At 73.8% G+C, this 19,343-nt stretch carries 11 protein-coding genes; 5 read left to right on the forward strand and 6 right to left on the reverse strand.

Going from position 1 to position 19,343, the window contains the following annotated elements; translation table 11 throughout:
• Positions 1 to 8: 8 nt before the first annotated feature.
• Both OHS82_RS22405 and OHS82_RS22410 read left to right on the forward strand, forming a co-directional pair.
• Positions 9 to 1,049, forward strand: a complete 1,041-nt coding sequence (locus OHS82_RS22405; protein ID WP_328434355.1) for a M23 family metallopeptidase — start codon at positions 9 to 11, stop codon at positions 1,047 to 1,049.
• Between the two features lie 162 nt (positions 1,050 to 1,211).
• Positions 1,212 to 2,156 (forward strand): aldo/keto reductase, encoded by a 945-nt coding sequence (locus tag OHS82_RS22410; protein WP_057576302.1) that lies wholly within the window; start codon positions 1,212 to 1,214, stop codon positions 2,154 to 2,156.
• 145 nt (positions 2,157 to 2,301) lie between these two features.
• Here the strand turns inward: OHS82_RS22410 and OHS82_RS22415 are convergent, their stop codons facing one another.
• The 4 genes from OHS82_RS22415 to OHS82_RS22430 form a co-directional block, all read right to left on the reverse strand.
• On the reverse strand, positions 2,302 to 3,870 hold the full coding sequence (locus OHS82_RS22415) for a PrsW family intramembrane metalloprotease (RefSeq protein ID WP_443041873.1): 1,569 nt from the start codon (positions 3,868 to 3,870) through the stop codon (positions 2,302 to 2,304).
• A gap of 49 nt (positions 3,871 to 3,919) precedes the next feature.
• Complete coding sequence (trmB, locus tag OHS82_RS22420; protein WP_199863704.1) at positions 3,920 to 4,765, reverse strand: tRNA (guanosine(46)-N7)-methyltransferase TrmB; 846 nt, start codon at positions 4,763 to 4,765, stop codon at positions 3,920 to 3,922.
• 193 nt (positions 4,766 to 4,958) lie between these two features.
• A complete protein-coding gene (lhgO, locus tag OHS82_RS22425) occupies positions 4,959 to 6,176 on the reverse strand; it encodes an L-2-hydroxyglutarate oxidase (protein ID WP_057576298.1) in 1,218 nt (405 codons plus the stop codon).
• Between the two features lie 192 nt (positions 6,177 to 6,368).
• Complete coding sequence (locus tag OHS82_RS22430; protein WP_057576296.1) at positions 6,369 to 7,793, reverse strand: hypothetical protein; 1,425 nt, start codon at positions 7,791 to 7,793, stop codon at positions 6,369 to 6,371.
• A 704-nt stretch (positions 7,794 to 8,497) separates the two neighbouring features.
• Here OHS82_RS22430 and OHS82_RS22435 point away from each other — a divergent pair.
• The gene (locus OHS82_RS22435; protein WP_266720609.1) at positions 8,498 to 10,621 is read left to right on the forward strand and encodes an asparagine synthase-related protein; all 2,124 of its coding nucleotides are present in this window, start codon (positions 8,498 to 8,500) and stop codon (positions 10,619 to 10,621) included.
• Between the two features lie 194 nt (positions 10,622 to 10,815).
• Positions 10,816 to 14,553, forward strand: coding sequence for an AfsR/SARP family transcriptional regulator (locus OHS82_RS22440; protein ID WP_328434356.1), 3,738 nt, complete (start codon positions 10,816 to 10,818; stop codon positions 14,551 to 14,553).
• On the opposite strand, the gene OHS82_RS22445 is transcribed toward OHS82_RS22440, so the two are convergent.
• Complete coding sequence (locus OHS82_RS22445) at positions 14,540 to 16,423, reverse strand: sigma-70 family RNA polymerase sigma factor (protein ID WP_328434357.1); 1,884 nt, start codon at positions 16,421 to 16,423, stop codon at positions 14,540 to 14,542. The genes OHS82_RS22440 and OHS82_RS22445 overlap by 14 nt on opposite strands.
• A gap of 273 nt (positions 16,424 to 16,696) precedes the next feature.
• Positions 16,697 to 17,470: a TetR/AcrR family transcriptional regulator gene (locus tag OHS82_RS22450; protein WP_057576288.1), complete on the reverse strand. Its 774-nt coding sequence runs from the start codon at positions 17,468 to 17,470 to the stop codon at positions 16,697 to 16,699.
• 380 nt (positions 17,471 to 17,850) lie between these two features.
• On the opposite strand from OHS82_RS22450, the gene OHS82_RS22455 reads away from it, so the two are divergent.
• A complete protein-coding gene (locus OHS82_RS22455; protein ID WP_057576286.1) occupies positions 17,851 to 19,230 on the forward strand; it encodes an NAD(P)/FAD-dependent oxidoreductase in 1,380 nt (459 codons plus the stop codon).
• Positions 19,231 to 19,343 lie beyond the last annotated feature (113 nt).

Genomic DNA, 19,343 nt, shown 5'->3' on the forward strand with positions numbered 1-19,343 from the left:
GCGCCCGCGTGGCGTCCAACCCGCCTGCCCCCGAGGCCCCGTACGCGCCGGCCCAGCCCTCCACCGAGACCTTCGGCTATGGCGGCTACCGCACCGGCGAGGGCCCCTGGGAGGAATGGAACCCCACCGCGGAGTCCATTCGCCCGGTGCGCGGCAAGCACCGCGTCGCCAAGCAGCGCGGCGGCGGATTCGCCCGCAGCTCCACCGTCCTCGGTGTCGGCGTCATAGCCGCCGTGAGCGCGGGCGGGATGGCCAGCGCCAACACCGGCAAGGCCCCGGTCTCCATCTCCATGCCGGACCTGCCGGGCGTGGGCTCGCTGATCTCCGACGACACGCCCGCCCCGGAAGCCGCGCCCGCCCTGGCGAGCTTCGGCTCCGAGACCGCCGTCGACACCGATGCCGGCGCCGGCGTCGATCAGAGCGTCGCCGACGCCGGCGAGGCCCTGCGCAGCCGGATCATGGCCCAGGCCGAGTCGCAGAAGACCCAGGTCGAGGTCAAGGCCGCCGCGGCGGCCGCCAAGGCGAAGGCCGACGCCGTCGTCAAGGCCGAGAAGGAGGCGGAGGCCAAGGCCGCCGCCGCGAAGAAGAAGGCCGCCGAGGAGGCCGCCGCCAAGGTCGAGGCCGCGCGCCTGGCCGAGCTGGCCAAGCAGTACACGCTGCCGACCTCCTCGTACACCATCACCTCGACGTTCGGCCAGGCCGGCTCTCTGTGGTCCTCCGGCTACCACACCGGACTCGACTTCGCCGCGCCCACCGGCACCCTCATCAAGGCCGTCCACAGCGGCACCATCACCGAGGCCGGCTGGGCCGGCGCCTACGGCTACCGCACCATCATGACCCTGGACGACGGCACCGAACTCTGGTTCTGCCACCAGTCGTCGATCAGCGTCAGCGTCGGCCAGAAGGTCGCCACCGGTGACGTGATCGGCCGCGTCGGCGCCACCGGGAACGTCACCGGGGCGCACCTGCACCTCGAGGTCCACGCGAACGGCAACGCCGAAGGCATCGACCCGGCGGCCTGGCTGCGCAGCAAGGGCCTCAACCCCTGAGCCGTCCCTCGAGGACGCCTGAGTCGTCTCTCGAGGAGCTCTGAGGACCATCGAGCAACGGCAGCCCTGACGGCCACCCCCGACGTCAGGGCTGCCGCTTGTTCATCTGTTCTTCGTGCCACGCGAGGAATGGGGCGCCCGCCGCGTCCGTTGAGACGAAGCATGACTTCCCTGAACACCATCGGCTCCTCCGACCTCAAGGTCTTCCCGCTCGCCCTCGGCGGCAACGTCTTCGGCTGGACCGCGGACGAGGCGGCCTCCTTCGCCGTCCTCGACGCCTACACGGCCGCGGGCGGCAACTTCGTCGACACCGCCGACTCCTACTCCGCATGGGTCGAGGGCAACAGCGGCGGTGAGTCAGAGACCGTGATCGGCAAGTGGCTGAAGGCCCGCGGCAACCGCGACGACGTCGTGATCGCCACCAAGGTCAGCCAGCACCCCGACTTCCCCGGCCTGTCCGCCGACAACATCAAGGCCGCCGCCGACGCCTCCCTGCGCCGCCTCGGCACCGACCACATCGACCTCTACTACACGCACTTCGACAAGACCGAGGTGCCCGTCGAGGAGATCGTCGGCGCGCTCGACGAGCTGGTGAAGGCGGGCAAGGTGCGGCACATCGCCGCCTCCAACATCTCGCCCGAACGCCTCCGGGAGTCCCTGGAGTTCTCCGACCGCGAGGGACTCGCCCGGTACGTCGCCCTCCAGCCCCACTACAACCTCGTCTCGCGCGACACCTACGAGGGCGGCCTCCAGGATCTCGCCGCCCGCTTCGGCCTCGCCGCCGTCCCGTACTTCGCGCTGGCCTCCGGCTTCCTCACCGGCAAGTACCGGCCCGGCGCCACGGTCGAGAGCGCCCGCGCCGGCAGCGCCGCCAAGCACCTCGACACCGCTCGGGGCCGCAGCGTCCTCGCCGCGCTGGACGAGATCGCCGGCGCCCACGACGCCCAGGTGGCCACGGTCGCCCTGGCATGGCTCGCCGCGCAGCCGACGGTGGCCGCGCCCATCGCCTCCGCCCGCACGGTCGAGCAGCTCCCGGCGCTGCTGGCGGTGGCGGACCTGGAACTGACGGAGGCGGAGGTCACCCGCCTGACCCAGGCGTCGGCATGAACTGATCGGCGCGCCCGGCCTGTCGTCCTGACTCCTGACCGATTCGGTGCGCCCGGCCTGTCGTCCTGACTCCTGACCGATTCGACGCGCCCGGGTTGCCGACCCGCGTGACGTGGGCGGCCGCGGGTGCGTGACGCGGGCGGCTCTACTGGTGGGGGTCGGCCGTGGGGTGGGGGCCCGGTGGATACCCGTAGCCGTGCCCGTATCCGGGCTCGTATCCGTACCCGTACCCGTACCCGGGCGTGTGGCCGTTCCTGTGGTCGTTTCCGGGGGAGTGCGGCCGGCCGCCGTACGTCGGGCTCTGGCCGTACACCGGTCCTGACCCGTAGGCGGGGCTCTGGCCGTACGGCGGCCTCTGCCCGTATCCCTGGGCCGGGCCGTACGGCTGGCCCGGGGGGCCGTACCCCGGGCCCTGGCCCTGGCCGTACCCGTAGGCCCCGTACGCCGGCCAGGGCGGCGGGGGCATCCGTACCGGAGGGGCCGTCATGCGGGCCGCGTGGTCCAGAGCGGGGCGGGCGACGTCCTTGCGCCGCCACAGCTCGTTCAGCAACTCCCGTTCGCGGACCAGGAAATCGGCGCCGGCCCGCCCCTGCCGGCCGCGGTGACGCAGGAACGCGAGGGATGTCGCGTACGCCTCGTACTGGGCCACGGCACGCGCCGCAGGCCTGCCGAGGTGACGCCCGGCGTACACCCGGGCCTGCCGCCGGGCCCGCATCGAGCCGAGTGCGAACGGCTCGGCCGGGGTGATCCAGCCGGCGGCGGCGTAGGCGGGCAGCTCCTCGCGCACCGTGCGCAGCTCGCGCTGGCGCGTCCACACCACCAGCCAGGTCAGCAGTCCGAACGCGGGCACCATGATCGCCGCGTACACCGCGAAGAACCCGAGCTCGCCGAAGGACGAGGAGCCGTTCCACAGGGCGTGCATGCCCATCGCGAGGAGCAGCCCGGACAGCGGAAGCAGCACGCGCCGCGTGTGCTGACGCTCCCCGGAGAGCGCGGCGACGCCGAAGCCGATGCCGGTCAGGACGGTGAACAGGGGATGCGCGAACGGCGACATGACGACGCGCACGAAGAAGGTCGCGGCGGTGACGGAGGCGATGCCGCTGTCGCCCGTGAGCTGGTCGGTGCCGAAGGCGGTGCCGAGGTAGAGGATGTTCTCGGTGAAGGCGAAGCCGGTGGCGGTGATCCCGGCTATCACCACGCCGTCGACGATCCCGGTGAAGTCCCGCCGGCGGAAGAGGAAGACGAGCAGGACGGCCGCGGCCTTGGCGGACTCCTCGACGATCGGCGCTATGACGGTCGCGCCGAGGGTGTCCGCGCCGGACGGGTCCGCGGTCGCGGTGGCTATCCATCTGGTCGCGAAACTGTTGGCGATGATGGCTATCAGCGCCGCCGCGCACGCGCCCCAGGCGAAGGCGAAGAGCAGGTTCCGCCACGGGCCGGGCTCGACCCGGTCGAGCCACCGGAAGGCGGCGACGAGCAGCGGCACGGGCAGCACGGCGAGCCCCAGCCCCACGAGGAGACCCTCGGTGCCGGTCTGTTCGCGGACCAGGGCGAGGATGACCAGCCCGGACAGGGCGAGCAGGGTGATCAGCGCGCCGTACCGGACCCACCTGTGCTGCCACCAGTGAGCGTGCCGGAGGACACCGCCCTCGGGCCCGCCGCCGGGATGCGGCGGCTGCGGCGGACTGGGCGGAAACGGGGAACTGATGGCCACGGCATCGACCCTAACGAGGGAGGGGACTGTGGTGGAGGGAATTGTTCGGTCAGTGATCCCCGGGCTGGACGCGATGCTGTACGCGCCGGAAGAGCAGATCGTTCACCACGTGACCCTTGTCCAGCCCCTGGCCCTCGAAACGGGTCAGCGGCCGGAAGTCGGGGCGGGGCGCGAACCCGCCGTCGGCCCGGGTGTTCTCGAAGTCGGGGTGCGCGGTCAGCACCTCGAGCATCTGCTCCGCGTACGGCTCCCAGTCGGTCGCGCAGTGCACGAGCGCACCCGGCTTCAGCCGTGTCGCGGCCAGGTCGAGGAACTCCGGCTGGATCAGCCGCCGCTTGTGGTGGCGCTTCTTGGGCCAGGGGTCGGGGAAGTAGACGCGCAGCCCGTCGAGCGAGTCCGGCGGCAGCATCTCGCGCAGCAGGATGATCGCGTCGCCGTTGGCGACCCGGACGTTCGCCAGCGCGTTGCGGTCGGCGAGGCTGAGCAGGTTGCCCTGGCCGGGCGTGTGCACGTCCACCGCGAGGATGTCGGTGCCGGGGTCGGCGGCGGCCATCTGCGCGGTCGCCTCGCCCATGCCGAAACCGATCTCCAGCACGACGGGGCGGTCTCCCGCGCCGAACAGCTCGGCGAGGTCCACCGGATGTCCGTCGATGTCCAGCCCCCACTTGGCCCACAGCCGCTGCAGCGCGTCCGCCTGCCCGGCCGTCACCCGGCTGCGCCGCGGCTGGAAGCTGCGGATCCGCCGCTCGAAGTGGGAGCCGGCGGGATCGGCCCGCGGCCCGTCGGGGAACCGCGGCTCCCCCTTGGCCCGGGTATGCCGAACGGGCTCCCCCGGGTGGTGCTCACCACGCGGGGAGGACGGGGGGACATCGGGAACACTCACGGAATCAGACACAGTGCGGTCGATTTTACGGGGCCCGCGCGAGCGCACGGGGCCCCACGTACTCCACGGGTCCGGTCCCTCCGGGGCCGGTCCGCTCCCTCCGGGTCCGGTCCGGGGTCTCTCCGGGTCAGCGCCGTCTCTCCGGGGCCGGTGCCGTCGCTCCGGACCGGTCGGACGGTCGCGTTCCGCGCGACGTGCGGCTGCCTCACGCGTCGGCCAGTGCCCCCAAGGCTCTGCGGGCCACCTCGCGGCCGATCGGCAGGGAGGCCGTGGCCGCCGGTGAGGGCGCGTTCAGCACATGGACCGTCCGGGGGCCCTCCCGGATCAGGAAGTCGTCCACCAGGCCGCCGTCCCGCAGGACCGCCTGCGCGCGGACGCCGGCCGCCGTCGGCACCAGGTCGTTCTCCTCCACCGCGGGAAGCATTCTGCGCACGGCGTCCACGAAGGCGCCCTTCGAGACCGACCGCCGCAGCTCGCCCAGGCCGTACCGCCAGTGCCGGCGGCCCATCCGCCACACCCCGGGCCACGCCGCCGTCGCCACGGCCTCCCGGGGACTCACGACGCCCCAGCCGTATCCCTCCCGGGCCAGCGCCGGCACCGCATTGGGTCCGACGTGCACACCTCCGTCGATGCCCCTGGTCAGGTGCACGCCGAGGAACGGGAAGGCGGGATCGGGCACGGGGTAGACCAGCCCGCGCACCAGCTCCGGCCGCGCCAGCTCGTAGTACTCGCCCCGGAACGGGACGATCCGCACCTCCGGCTCGTCGCCGGTCAGCCGGGCGATCTCGTCGCAGTACAGCCCGGCGCAGTTCACCAGCACCCGGGCCCGTACGACGTCACCCCGGGCGGTGAGCACGGCGACTCCGCGCTCCGGTCGCCGGTCGATCCGCACCACGCGCGCGCCGTACCGGATCTCCGCCCCGGACGCCTCACCCAGCTGCTGGGCGACGGCCGTGTAGTCGCAGACGCCGGTCGTCCGCACGTGTATGGCGGCGAGCCCCTGCACCTCGGGCTCGTACTCCGCGATCTGGGCGGCGCCCAGTTCCCGCACGGTAATTCCGTTCTCCCGGCCGCGCTGGACGAGCCCGTGCAGCCGGGGCAGCTCGGAACGCTCCGTGGCGACGATCAGCTTTCCGGTGACGGCGTGGGCGATGCCGTACTCCGCGCAGAACTTCGTCATCTCGGCGGCGCCGCGCACCGCGTACCGCGCCTTCAGGGTGCCCGGCCGGTAGTAGATCCCGCTGTGGATGACCCCGCTGTTGCGGCCGGTCTGGTGCCGGGCCACTCCGGGCTCCTTCTCCAGCACCGTGACCCGCGTGCCCGGCGCGGCCCGCGTGATCGCATACGCCGTGGCCAGACCCACGATGCCGCCGCCCACCACGAGCACGTCACAGTCGTAAGCGATCTTCGGCACGTGCACCACCTCCCGGCTTCGATAGTGCACTGCGCCACTGACAATCTCTTCAAACCCGACGCGGGACGGCACTCCTCGACGGAGTGGTGACCCGCGAGGCCGGCCCCGAAGCGCAAACCTCCGCAAAAGGGCGGAAAGTAGCGAGAACCGGAGTGCCGGCCGGATGCGGCCGATCAAGGACCCCCGCTCCGCGCGGAACGCTCACGCGGGGGTCATGAGTAACGGCCGCGCCCTCTCCCGCAGCTCCACCACCCGCGGCTCGTCGCCGTACGGCTCCAGCCGGTGCAGCAGGTCCTTCACGTACTCCGTGGTCCGGGCGGACGAGATGCGGCCGGCCACCTCCACCGCGCGCACGCCCTGCTCGCAGGCCGCGTCCAGGTTGCCCGACTCCAGTTCCGCGACCGCCGAGACGACGAGCCGCAGCCCGTGCGAGCGAACGAACTCCTCCGTCGGCTGCGACAGCGCCTGCTCGGTGAATCTGCGTACCTGACGCGGCGCCTTCAGGTCGCGGTAGCACTCGGCGGCGTCGGCGGCGAACCGGTCGTAGGAGTAGAAACCCAGCCAGGACGGATCGTGGTCGCCGTCGCGGGACCGCTCCAGCCAGCCCTCGGACGCCTTCAGCGCCGCGCCGGCGGCATGCGCGTCCCCCGCGCGCGCGTGTGCGCGTGCCTCCACCAGCCGGAAGAAGCTCATGGTGCGGGCCGTGGCCAGCCCCCGATTGCGCTCCAGGGCCGCCTGCGCGAGGTCGACGCCCTCGTCGCCGAAACCGCGGTAGGTCGCCTGGAGGGACATGGAGGCCAGGACGTAACCCCCGAGGGGTACGTCGGCCGCCGCGCGGGCCAGCCGCAGCGCCTGGATGTAGTACCGCTGCGCGGCCTCCTGCTGGCCGGTGTCGAAGGCCATCCACCCCGCCAGCCGCGTCAGTTCGGCGCTCGCGCCGAACAGCGCCCGGCCGACCTCGTCGGAGTACGAGCCGAGCAGCAGCGGCGCCGCCTCCACCCGCAGGCACTCCGGAACCATCGATGAACGCCAGTCGCCGCCGCCGTACTTGGAGTCCCAGCGTCTGGCGTCCTCGGCGGCCTCCCGCAGCTTCTGCACATCGCTGTGGCCGACTTTGAGCGGTGCGCCGGACCCTTCCAGCAGGTGTACGTCGCGGGCGACCGAACCGTCGGCCGGGGTTATCAGCCATCGTGAGGCGGGCGTTGCGTACGCGCTTACTGCGAACGATCCGGCCAGCGACTGCCAGATGCCTCCCGAGCCGGCCCGGCGGCCCGCGAGATCGAGGCGGTAGAGGTCGGTGGCCGAGCGCACGGCCTGGCCGACGTCCCTGGGGAAGGCGAGGCCCACCTCGGGAGCGGGGTCCGCGTCCGCCAGGCCGATCTCGTGCAGCGGCACCGGACGGCCGAGCTTCTGCCCGATCGCGGCCGCGATGAGGTGCGGTGCGGCGCCCTGCGGCACCATGCCCTTGGACACCCAGCGCGCCACGGACGTCTTGTCGTAGCGAAGAGTCAACCCGCGTTGAGCGCCAAGGTCGTTGACGCGTCGCGCGAGTCCTGCGTTGCTGATTCCCGCGAGGGCGAGAACGGCGCCGAGTTTTTCGTTCGGCCCGCGTTGCTCCCTGGACATTGCGCCACCCCTCGACACAGACGGCTGCCGCGCTGGCATAACCATGCGGCATTCGTAAACCCAGCGTAGTTCGCCGCATCCCAAGCGTTAAGGGGCATTCTTCCGGTTGGCGGGATTGTGGTCCGTACGGAAGTGCGGGGGCAGGTACGGACGGTCGCGGCGTGCTCCCGCCCGTGTGGCCGTGCGCCCGGCCGTGCGCTCTTCTCCGGCCATGGGGGGAGCGGTTCCATGGGTCGTGCGTGGGTCGGCCCGCTGTACTGGATCCAGTGGGCTGGGGGACACCGCCGCCTTCATCCCCGCGGGCGGCGGAGCGGTCCGGGAGGCGCCTTCCGTCTCCCGGGCCGGCGCGTGTTTGCAAGGGCACGCGCGTGCACGGAGCGTTGCGGGAGCCTGCGCCGAAGGCCTCCAACGCCAGGAAGGCCGACGGGATTTGGCCGAAAATCGACCCCGTGTTCCGTGCGGGACAACGCCTCTCACCACGGAAATCGAGGGCGCGCAAGGCGTTCTGGGGGAGCGTACCGGGGGCGCATTCACGTCGCAGACACCAGGGTGCACATCACCGCACCCATCGGCGCCGACGTCTTCACACTGGCGCATTCCACGGATCGCGAGCGGCGTCGCCCCCGTCCGCGGCGCGTTCTTCGTGGCAGCATGTGAACCGTTCTTACGGTGCACTCGGTTGTCCACAGCCTGTGGAGGCGTCGATGCGGTGGTTGGTGGGATGGAGCAGCACCGCCGCGGGCGCGTCGGGCGGGTCCGTCGGCTATGACGGCCGGCACGACGGCGACGCGGCAGCGTACGGAGCCCAAGTCGGCTACGAGGGCGAGACGTTGCAGCCGGTCGGCTCCCATCTCCTGTGGGGCGACCCCGATCCGCTGTGGGCGGTCGGCGACTGGCGCCCCGACGAAGTGCGGGTGGTGTCGGCCGACGCGCAGAACCGGATCGCGGTGCTCGGCACGTGCGGTGCGACCGACGAGCAGCTGCGCGTCGGGCTGTCCGCCGCGCGCGGAGGGGCACTTCGGCATCTGACGGCCTGGCCGGGCAGCTACACGGCGGTCGTGCGGGTCGGCCGTCGGCTCACCGTCTGCGGGGATCTGGCGGGCGTGCGCCCGGTGTTCCACACCCCCTGGGAGGGCGGCACCGCGTACGCCACGGCCGCGCTGCCGCTGGCCGATCTCGTCGAGGCCAACCTCGACTTCGGCCACCTGGCCGCCCTGCTCGCCGCTCCCGACGTGCCGGCGGCCCTGCACGACTCCACTCCGTACGACGGCGTGCGACGCGTGCCCCCGGGGCACGCGCTGATCCTGCGCGCCGGGGCGCGCGAGATCGCCGGATACGAACCGGTGGCCTCGCTCGCCGTGGCGGCGCCGCCGGCCGATCCCGACAGCGCGGTCGACGCCGTGCGCGACGCGCTCGTCGAAGCGGTGCGCGCGCGTCTGTCCGCGCCCCGGCACGTCCCCGACATCGACCCCGGCCCGGTGCCCGGCATGGGACCCGCCGAACGGCGTGCCGCGCGCGGGATGCCGATGCCCGGCATCGGCGCCGACCTCTCCGGCGGCCCGGCCTCCGGCACGCTGGCACTCCTCGCGGCGGGTCTGCCCGGCATGCCGGGCACGCTGCTCGGTCACGGCACGGGCGCGGGCGAGCGGCTGCTGGCCGTCACCTTCAACGACCTGGCCGTCGGCGGAGGCGAGGACGAACTGCAGCGGGCCGGCGCCCTCGCCGCCGGCCCCCGCCTGCACCACGTCGTGGCGGCGGGCGCCGAGGAGACCCTGCCGTACGCAGACATGGACGGCCCGCTGACCGACGAACCGGGCCCGAGCCTGGTCACGGTCGCCCGGCACCGCGCACGGCTCGCGGCGGGCAGCGCGGACCACTTCACGGGCTACGGCGCCCGCCAGGTCCTGGACGCCCACCCGGCCCGCCTGGCCGACCTGTTGATGGACCGCAAACGCCGGCACCTCGTGCGGCCCGTGGCAGCGCTCACCAAGGCCGACGGCTCCGTGCTCGTCCCCGCGCGCGTGTACGGCGCGGCCCGGCGGCTGGCCCGCACGCCGTACCGCGCGGGAGTGGAGGGTCTCGCCGAACGGCTTCTGCAGCGCAGGTTCGCCACCGACGGCTCCGGAGGCGCCCTGGGAGCGTCCCTTGCCGCCCTGACGTGGGGCGGAGCAGGCCCCGCCGCGCGCTGGCTGACAGGCGAGGCGCTCGCTGAAGTATCGGTTCGCCTGCAGAGTGCCGCGCACCGCACCGGCGGCGGACCCGGCCAGCGTCCGGGCGAATACCGCGCGCGTGCGGCCCTCACCCGGCACGCCATGGACCTGCGGGTCCTGGAACAGGCCGCGGAGATCCGCTCCCAGCGACTGCACGCGCCGTTCCTCGACAACCAGGTCGTCCGGGCCTGCCGCGCGCTCCCCGAGACCCTGCGCGTGCAACCCGGGGCGCGCGCCGCGATCCTGCGCACCGTCCTGAAGGGCGCGGGCGTCACCGACCTGCCGCCGGGCTGGGGCGCCCCCTCACAGGCGTCCGCGTCCGCCGCCGCCCGGGCGGGCCTGCGCATGGCCATCGACCCTCTCCTCAGCCTCTTCGAGGCCCCGCTGCTCGCGGAAGCCGGGCTGATCGAGGCGCGCGTCGTCCGCAGGGCCCTGCGCGCCGCGGCCGCGGGTGAGCCCCTTCCTCTGGACGGCCTCGCCGACCTGATCTCCCTGGAGATCTGGCTCCGCCGGCTGCTCTCCCGCCGGGGCACCTGCTGGACCGGCACCCCGGCACGCGCGCGTGCGGTGCCCGCGGGCATCGCTCCCCAGAGACGGGCGGTCTCCTCCGGAGGGTGACGGATGGCGTCCTCCAAGGGGCCTGCCGGGCACGACGATGTCTGTGGCTGTGGCTGTGTCTGTGTCTGTGGCTGTGGCTGTAGCGGTAGCCGCAGCCGTGGCCGCCGGACGTGGGGCCGTGAGGCGCGGACCGCCGTTGTCCTCGCGTCACGAAATCGCGTGCCCCGCGCCTCGCCCCGGACCACAATGACCCGGTGCGGTACAGAATCCTGGGCGTCACCCAGACCGAGGACGACCAGGGCGTCGCCGTACCCGTGCCCGGAGCCCGCCTCCGCGCCCTCCTCACCGCCCTGGCCCTCCGCCCCGGCCGCCTCACCGCCCCGGAGACCCTCATCGACGAGGTCTGGCCCGAGGCGCCGCCCCAGGACGCCCCCGCCGCCCTCCAAGCCCTGATCGGCCGACTGCGCCGCGCCGTCGGCAAGGACGCCGTGACCTCCGCCCCGGGCGGATACCGGCTCGCCGCGACGGAGGACGACGTCGACCTCTTCGTCTTCGAGCGACTGGTCCGCCTGGGCGTCGAAGCCCTGCGGCAGGGCGACGCCTCCGCAGCCGCCGGTTCCCTCGACGACGCCCTCGCCCTGTGGCGCGGACGTGCGCTCGCCGACCTGCCCGACCGCACGCCCGCCGCACGCCCGGAAGCCCTCCGCCTGGAGGCGTCCCGCGCCCGCCTCGAGGCGGACCTGCTCCTCGGCCGCGCGCGCGAGGCCGTGCCCCGCCTGACGGAACTGACCGCCGCGCATCCCTACGACGAACCGCTGCACGCACTCCTCATCCGGGCCCTGCGCGACTCCGGCCGCGCCGCCGACGCCCTCGCCGCCTACGAGACCGCCCGCCGCACCCTCGCCGACGGCCTGGGCGCCGACCCCGGCCCCCAGCTGCGCGCCCTGCACGCCGGACTCCTGAACCTGGACGACCGGGAGCCCGCCCACGGGTCGAACGGGAGCAGCGGCGCGGAGCCCGGTCGCGGTCCGGAGCCCGGTGGCGGCCCGGAGCCGCGCCATGACCTGCATCCGGGTCCTCGCCCGGAGCCCGCCTTCCGCCCGGAGTCGGCCGCCCGTCCGGGACCGGCGCCTTCCCCTCAGTCCCCTGGGTCCCCCCTTCCCGGGGGTCCCGAGGGAGCCCCCGGGCCCGGTGCCGGGCGAGACCGGCCGCGTGGGCCCCATTCCCCGCTCCCGCCCGGGCTTCCCGAACGCACCGGCAACCTCCGTCCGCGACTTACCTCTTTCGTGGGCCGGGAACCCGAGATCGCCGCCATCCGTTCCGATCTGCACAGGGCCCGTCTCGTGACGCTCACCGGACCGGGCGGCTCCGGAAAGACCCGTCTCGCCGAAGAAGCCGCCGCCGGGCTTCCGCAGGCGTGGCTGGCCGAGCTGGCGCCGCTCGACCGGCCGGAGGCGGTGCCCGGCGCGGTGGTCAGCGCCCTCGGCCTGCGCGAGACCGTGCTGATGACCACCGAGCTGGCGCCCGCGCAGGACGACCCGGTCGCTCTGCTCGTCGAGTACTGCGCCCCGCGCAGCCATCTCCTGATCCTTGACAACTGCGAACACGTCATCGGCGCGGCAGCCGATCTCGCCGAGACCCTCCTCACCCGCTGCCCCGGGCTCACGATCCTCGCGACCAGCCGTGAGCCCCTGGGAGTGCCCGGCGAGGCGGTCCGCCCGGTCGAGCCCCTCCTCCCCGACCACGCGCACCGCCTCTTCACCGAGCGCGCGGCCGCCGTCCGCCCGGACGCGGCGACCGCCCTGCGGAACGAGGAGGCGATCGCGGAGATCTGCCGACGGCTGGACGGTCTGCCGCTCGCCATCGAACTGGCCGCCGCCCGGCTGCGGTTGCTCACCCCGCGACAGATCGCCGACCGCCTCGACGACCGTTTCCGGCTGCTCACCTCCGGCAGCCGCACGGTCCTGCCCCGCCAGCAGACCCTGAGGGCGGTCGTCGACTGGTCCTGGGACCTGCTCGACGAACCCGAGCGCACCCTGCTGCGCGAACTGTCCGTGTTCGCGGGCGGCTGGGACCTCGAGGCCGCCGAGGCCGTGTGCACCGGCCCGGTGGCGGAGCTCGTCGGAGCGCTCGTCGACAAGTCCCTGGTCGTGGCCGCCCCGCACGCCGTGCAGGCCGGCGACGGCATGCGCTACCGGATGCTGGAGACGATCCACGAGTACGCCCTGGAACGCGCGGCGGAGCAGCCTCGGTCCCGCGCGGCGACGGAGCGACGACACCACGCGTGGGTGCGGGCGCTGGTCGAGCGTGCCGACCCGTTGCTCCGTTCCGCCGAACAGCTCTCCTGGATCGCCCGTCTGGAGACCGAGCTCGACAACATCCGCGTGGGCCTCGACCGTTCACTCACGGCGGGCGACGAGGAGGAGGCCGCGGCCGTCTGCCTCGCCGCGGGCTGGTTCTGGTGGCTGCGCAACTATCGCCACGAGGGCGCGGAGTGGACCGACCGGACCCTGCGCCTCGGCGCGGTCCTGGACTCCCTCCAGCCGCCGGGGACGCGGACCTCCACCGCTCGGGAGACCGAGGCCTCCGCCATAGCCCCGGGCCTCCCCGCCGACCTCGCGGCCCGGATGGCCGCCGTCGACCCCGTCGGGATCTTCCTCGCCGAGCCCGACTCCGCGCCTGATGCCGAGCTCGACGCCGTGCCGGGCGGCGAGGGCGCTGCCAGGGGTGCCGGGGGTGGCGTTCGCCCCCGGTCCGCGCAGCGGACGAACCTGCGGATGCTGCATCTGTTCCTGCTGTCCGAGTCCGAGCCGACCGACACCTCGACGGACCCGCGCTACCCGGAGTACCTGGCCCGTCTGCGCGCCCGCTACGAGCCGGGCGGCCCGCAGGCGGCACGGATGCCCGGCCTCATCTGGCCGGTCACGGCCTTCCAGATGCGGGACACGGTGGACGTCCGGGAGATCCTCGACCGGGCGGTCGAGAACTGCCGTCTGTACGGCGGCGACTGGGAGCTCGGCTGCGCCCTGATGTTCCGCACGCACATGGTCGTCGACTCCCCCGGCGGGCTGCACGGCGTCGACGACGACCTGGCGGAGCTGCGCGTGCTGAGCCTGCGCGTCGGCGACCGCTGGATGCGGGCCCAGGTGTGCGGTGCGGCCGCCGAGGTGGGGATGGCGCGCAGCCGTTTCACCGAGGCGGAGCAGGAGTACCGCGAGGCGCTGCGGCTCGCCTACGAGGTCGGGGCGTACGCCGAGACCCCGTTCCTCATCGCCCGGCTCGCGGAGATCGCCTACCGCTCGGGCGACGTGGACGGCGCCCTGGCCACCCTGGACGAGGCGAGCGGTGCGGCCGACCGCTATGGCGTGCCGGACGTCCGTGCCTTCGTCCTGCTGCTGCGCGCCCACATCGCGCTGTACGTGGAGGAGGACTCGGCCCACGCGCGCGTGCTCTGCGACGAGGGCCGGGCGGCGGCGGGCGCGGGGACACCGCCACCGCAGTTCGCGGCGGCGCTGAGCATGCTCGACGCGGAACTGGCGGCCGTCGAGGCCGGGCCGCGGCATGCCCTGCCGATGCTCGCCGACACGCTGCGGCAGGCCATGGCCGACCAGTGCGCCGAGGCGGTCACGTCGTCGATCGTGGACGACGCGGCGGTCCTGCTGGTCCGGCTCGGCGACTTCCCGCGCGCCGCGCGGCTCCTCGCCGCCGCCGACGGTCTGCGCGACCCCCACCCGCGGCCCATGCCGCAGAAAGCCCGCGCCGAACATGCCGAGGCCGCGGTCCGTGGGGCCCTGGGCGCCGAGCGGTATGCGGCCGAGCGGGCCCGGGCGTCCCGCATGACGTCCGGCGACGCCCTGCACGAGATCACCGAGGCCGTCCACGACCATCCGGTCCCGTCCGCCGGCCTGCCCGACACCCCGTCCGCCGACCCGGCCGAAAACCCGGGGGACGCCGGCGACACCGCGGGCGCCCCGGCCTCTACGAGCAGGTGAACCTGGACTCGGCCCAGTCCGCGAGGGCCACCGAGCCCAGGGCGTCACGCGGCTCGACGACCAGCCGCACCGTCGTCCGGCCGACGAGGTCCACATGGACGGGGACGGCCGGCTCGCCGCCCCTGACCGTGCCGGAGGTCCAGAGCCGGTTCCCGTCGCCGTAGACGGAGAAGGCGACCCCGCCGAGTCTGAGCGTCAGGTCGTCGAGGCCGACCAGCGCGTCGTACGCGGTGCACGCACGGTGGAGGTCGACGGTGACGGAGGAGCCGCCGTGCACGGTCACCCCGCCCATGTACCGCCGGTCGGCGATGGACAGCGCGGACCGCTGCCACACCCAGCTGCTCCCGCGGAGCCGGATCTCGGGCCCGGCCCCGTCGCCGACGACGTCGAAGGGCAGCTCGCCCAGCGGATGGACGGTCGGGGCGGGCGTCGGTGCGGGCGGCGGCGTCCGGGTGGGCGTAGGTGCGGGCGGGGGCGTCGACTCCGGGGCGGTCGGGGGAGACGGGCTGGGCGTGGCTGCGGGGACCGGGGAGGCCTCCGCCTCGGAGGCGGCCGTCGGCGTAGGCGCGGCGGCCGGCACGATCACCGGCGGTTGCGGATCGGGCCGCCGCGCGCGCGTCGGTGCGGGCGTCGGCTGCTCGGGCTGCGCGACCGGCGCGGGGGCGGAGGCCGCCGGCCGTGCCTCGGGCTGCCGGGCCGGGGCGTCGTGGCCGACGAGCGCGAGGGCCACCGCGGCGGCCGCCACCGCGACCACGCCGGCCGCGACACCCGCCTTCACGGGCGCGCCCAGCCCCTCCGAGACCGCCGCACCGCCCGCGGCGCCCGCTCCGCCCGAGGAGCCGCCTGCGGCGGCCGCGCCCGCGGCGCCCGCGCCGGCGCCGCCGAGGAGCGCGAGGGCCTTGGCGTAGCCGGCGGCGCCGAACCACCCGATGACCGCGACCGGCACCACGGCGGGGATGCTGCCGGCCACTTCCTCGATCTGCAGCGCCGCCAGCCGGCACCTGGAGCACTCCTCCAGGTGCTTGCGCAGTCCCCGTTCGGCGCGGGTGCGCAGCCGGCGACGGGCGTAGGAGCCGAGCTGGTCGGCGTAGCCGGCGCACTCCTCGTCGCTGGTGAGCGTGGCGCTGACATGGGCCTGGAGGTAGGCCTGCTTGAGGCCCTCGCGGGCACGGCTGGCGAGCACGCGGGTGCCGTTGGCGTCGAGGCCGAAGAGCATGGCGACCTCGCTCGGCGACTCGTCCTCGACCTCGGTGTGCCACAGCACGGCCTGCCAGCGCTCGGGAAGGGAGCGGAAGGCCTGCATGGCCATGGACTGCTCGGCCTCGTGCATCGCGCGGACGTCGGCGCCCAGGCCGAGCGTGTCGTCGTCGGACATCTCCGAAGCGCGGGCGGACCCCGCGGCGAACACCGCGAAATCGTCCACGAGTTGTTCGCGCTTCGCCGACCGCGTCCAGCCGGCGGCCACCCGCCGTACGGAGGTGAGGAGGTAGGCGCGGACGGCGTACTCGGGGCCGGAGCCGCCGCGCACCGCCTGGAGCATGCGCGCGAACACCTCGGCGGTGAGGTCGTCGGCGGTGTGCGCGTCCCGGCAGCAGGTACGGGCGTAGCGGCGCACGGCGTCGGCGTGGCGCCGGTAGAGCTCCTCGTAGGCCGTGTCGTCGCCCGAGCGCATCCGGCCGATCAGGTCGGTGTCGGCGGGCGGCAGATCCCGCGGCGGCGGCAGGACACCGCCGTCGGCCCGCCACTCCCGCTGGGCCGGAACCGTGCCCTCGAAAGCGGGGTCGGGCGGGGACGCCACGGGGTCGCCCGCCGGGCCGCTCGCGCGTCCGCCCTGGCTCGGCACCTGTTCGTCCCGACCGTCAACGCTCATCGCGGAAGACTCCCGACGCCTGCCCCACCAGTCCCGACCACCGGGTCAGAGTGCCATATCGGCTTTCGGTCAGGGCCCCGTCGGACGGGCCGTCCACGCGTCCGTGGGGATCTGCCGCGGTCCGCCACCGGGTCTCACCCCTCAACGGGCTGAGCCCAACCCCCTTGTTGTGCAGGGGAGTTGGTGACGGCGTGCGTAGGCCCCGGTCCGTCGGCCGTGGTGCGCGGGGTGCGGGGGCCGCTCGGGACCCCCGCCCACCGTCACCCTCACGAGTCAGGAAGGCCGCGAGCGCAGACCCTCCAGCAGGATGTCCAGCAGTCGCGCGGAGGCCGCCGCCTGCTGCGCCGGATCCGGCAGCGAGGGCGCCGCCGTCGCGATGACCAGCAGCACGTCCGACACCGACACGTCGGCGCGCAGTTCGCCCGCCTCCCGCGCCCGCTCCACGAGCCGGCCCACGACCTCGAGCAGCGCCGTCGCCCCGTTGTCGTCGACAGCCGTCGTCGCGCCGTCCTCGGGGACGAGCCGCAGCTCACCGGAGCCCGGCTGGGTCCGCTGCTGCGGCACCCGCGCCGTCTCGACCGGCACGCCCTCCACGTCGTCCTCCGCGACGCCGACCCGCAGCACCTGCGGTGGCAGCAGCCGCCCCGCGCCGGACGCCACGGACGTCCGCAGGAAGCGCGACAGCGCCGACCACGGCTCGTCCTCCTGCCCGAGCGCCGTGCGCGCCTGGTCCGTCAGCCGGGAGGTCTCCTCCTCGGCTATCCGCCGGACCAGCACGTCCTTGCTGGGGAAGCGCCGGTACACCGTGCCGACGCCGACCCGCGCGCGCCGCGCCACGTCCTCCATCGGCGCGCCGTAGCCCAGCTCGCCGAACACCTCGCGTGCAGCCCTCAGTACGTGTTCCAGGTTGCGCTGTGCATCCACGCGCAGCGGCGCTGTCCGCGCGCCCTCTCCGCGTCCGCCGCCCAGTGCCGTCCCGACCGCGCCGCCTGGCGCGAGGGCCGACGTGGACGACGTCGACGACCAATGCGAACTCTGCATGTGCATGAATAATCCCCCGGTAATGACGTCTCCCCCCGGAGACTTTCCCCGCCATCGAAAGCCGGGGCGTGAAACACAGGGGACGGCCGCCCCGGGCCCGCCCGTCGCAGACCCGCAGAGCGCTTCCCCCTGACACCCCGTCGTCAGACGAACATAGTTGAGAGAGAGTCAATTCAGAAGGGGCACGTTCCGCACCGAGCGACCCCCGATCGGAGTACGAGCGGCATACGTCCCGATTGCGCCCCCTCCCGCACTCCGGTACACCCGACCTGACCTGCGCATCCGTCCCACACTCCGGTGTTTCGGCCAACCCCTCGGCCACCCGGCTCGCGGTCACACAAATTGTCGAGGCTGTGGACAAACGCAAGCGCCGGGTGCGTCATGGGATGGTGAAGGAACGTGCGCGCATTCTCGTTGTCGGCGGCGGCTACGTCGGGATGTACACGGCCCTGCGGCTGCAGCGCAGGCTGAAACAGGAACTGGGCCGCGGCGAGGCCGAGATCACGGTCGTCACCCCCGACCCGTACATGACCTACCAGCCCTTCCTCCCCGAGGCGGCCGCGGGGTCCATCTCCCCCCGGCACGTCGTCGTGCCGCTGCGCCGCGTCCTGCCCCACTGCCGGGTCGTGGTCGGCGAGGTCACCGCCGTCGACCACGCCGAACGCACCGCCACCCTCACCACCCTCGCCACCGAGGAGGAGGGCGCCGGCCCCCAGCAGCTGACGTACGACGAACTCGTCCTCGCGCCCGGATCCGTCTCCCGCACCCTGCCCGTCCCCGGGCTCGCCGACTACGCCATCGGCTTCAAGACCGTCGAAGAGGCCATCGGGCTGCGCAACCACGTGATCGAACAGATGGACATCGCCTCCTCCACCCGCGACCCCGCCATCCGTGACGCGGCCCTCACCTTCGTCTTCGTCGGCGGCGGCTACGCGGGCGTGGAGGCACTCGGCGAGCTCGAGGACATGGCCCGTTACACCACGCGCTACTACCACAACGTCCAGCCCGAGGACATGAAGTGGATCCTGGTCGAGGCGTCCGACCGCATCCTGCCCGAGGTCGGCGCCGACCTCGGCCGCTACACGGTCAGTGAGCTGCGCCGCCGCAACATCGACGTACGCCTGAACACCCGCCTGGACTCCTGCGCCGACCGCGTCGCCGTCCTCAGCGACGGCGCCCGCTTCCCCACCCGCACGGTCGTGTGGACCGCCGGCGTCAAACCCCACCCGCTCCTCGCCGCCACCGACCTCCCGCTCAGCGAACGAGGTCGGCTGAAATGCACCCCCGAGCTGACCGTCGAAGGCGTCACGCACGCGTGGGCGGCCGGGGACACCGCGGCCGTCCCCGACGTCACCGTCGACGAGCCCGGCAGGGAGACCGCACCCAACGCCCAGCACGCCGTCCGCCAGGCGAAGGTCCTCGCCGACAACATCGTGCGCTCCCTGCGCGGCGAACCCCTGCAGACGTACTCCCACACATACGTCGGCTCGGTCGCCTCACTGGGGCTCCACAAGGGCGTCGCCCACGTCTACGGACGCAAGCTCAAGGGCTACCCGGCCTGGTTCATGCACCGCGCGTACCACCTCAGCCGCGTGCCCACCGTCAACCGCAAGATGCGCGTGCTCGCCGAGTGGACCCTCTCCGGACTCTTCAAACGGGAGATCGTCTCGCTCGGATCACTCGAACATCCTCGCGCGGAGTTCGAACTCGCTGCCGGTGGAAAGCCTTCTGAGGAGTCTTCCGGCGACCCGAACGGGTCGTCCTGAACGAAACAGGAACTCCACCGGCCGCCCCCACGTCTGACGAATGTCGGCCCGGACGGCGGCCACACTGCCAGACTGCTCCCTGCTCATAGCCCGACCCCGAGCGCCCGAACCGC

Origin of the sequence: Streptomyces sp. NBC_00425, assembly GCF_036030735.1 — a bacterium.
Taxonomy (GTDB): Bacteria; Actinomycetota; Actinomycetes; order Streptomycetales; family Streptomycetaceae; genus Streptomyces.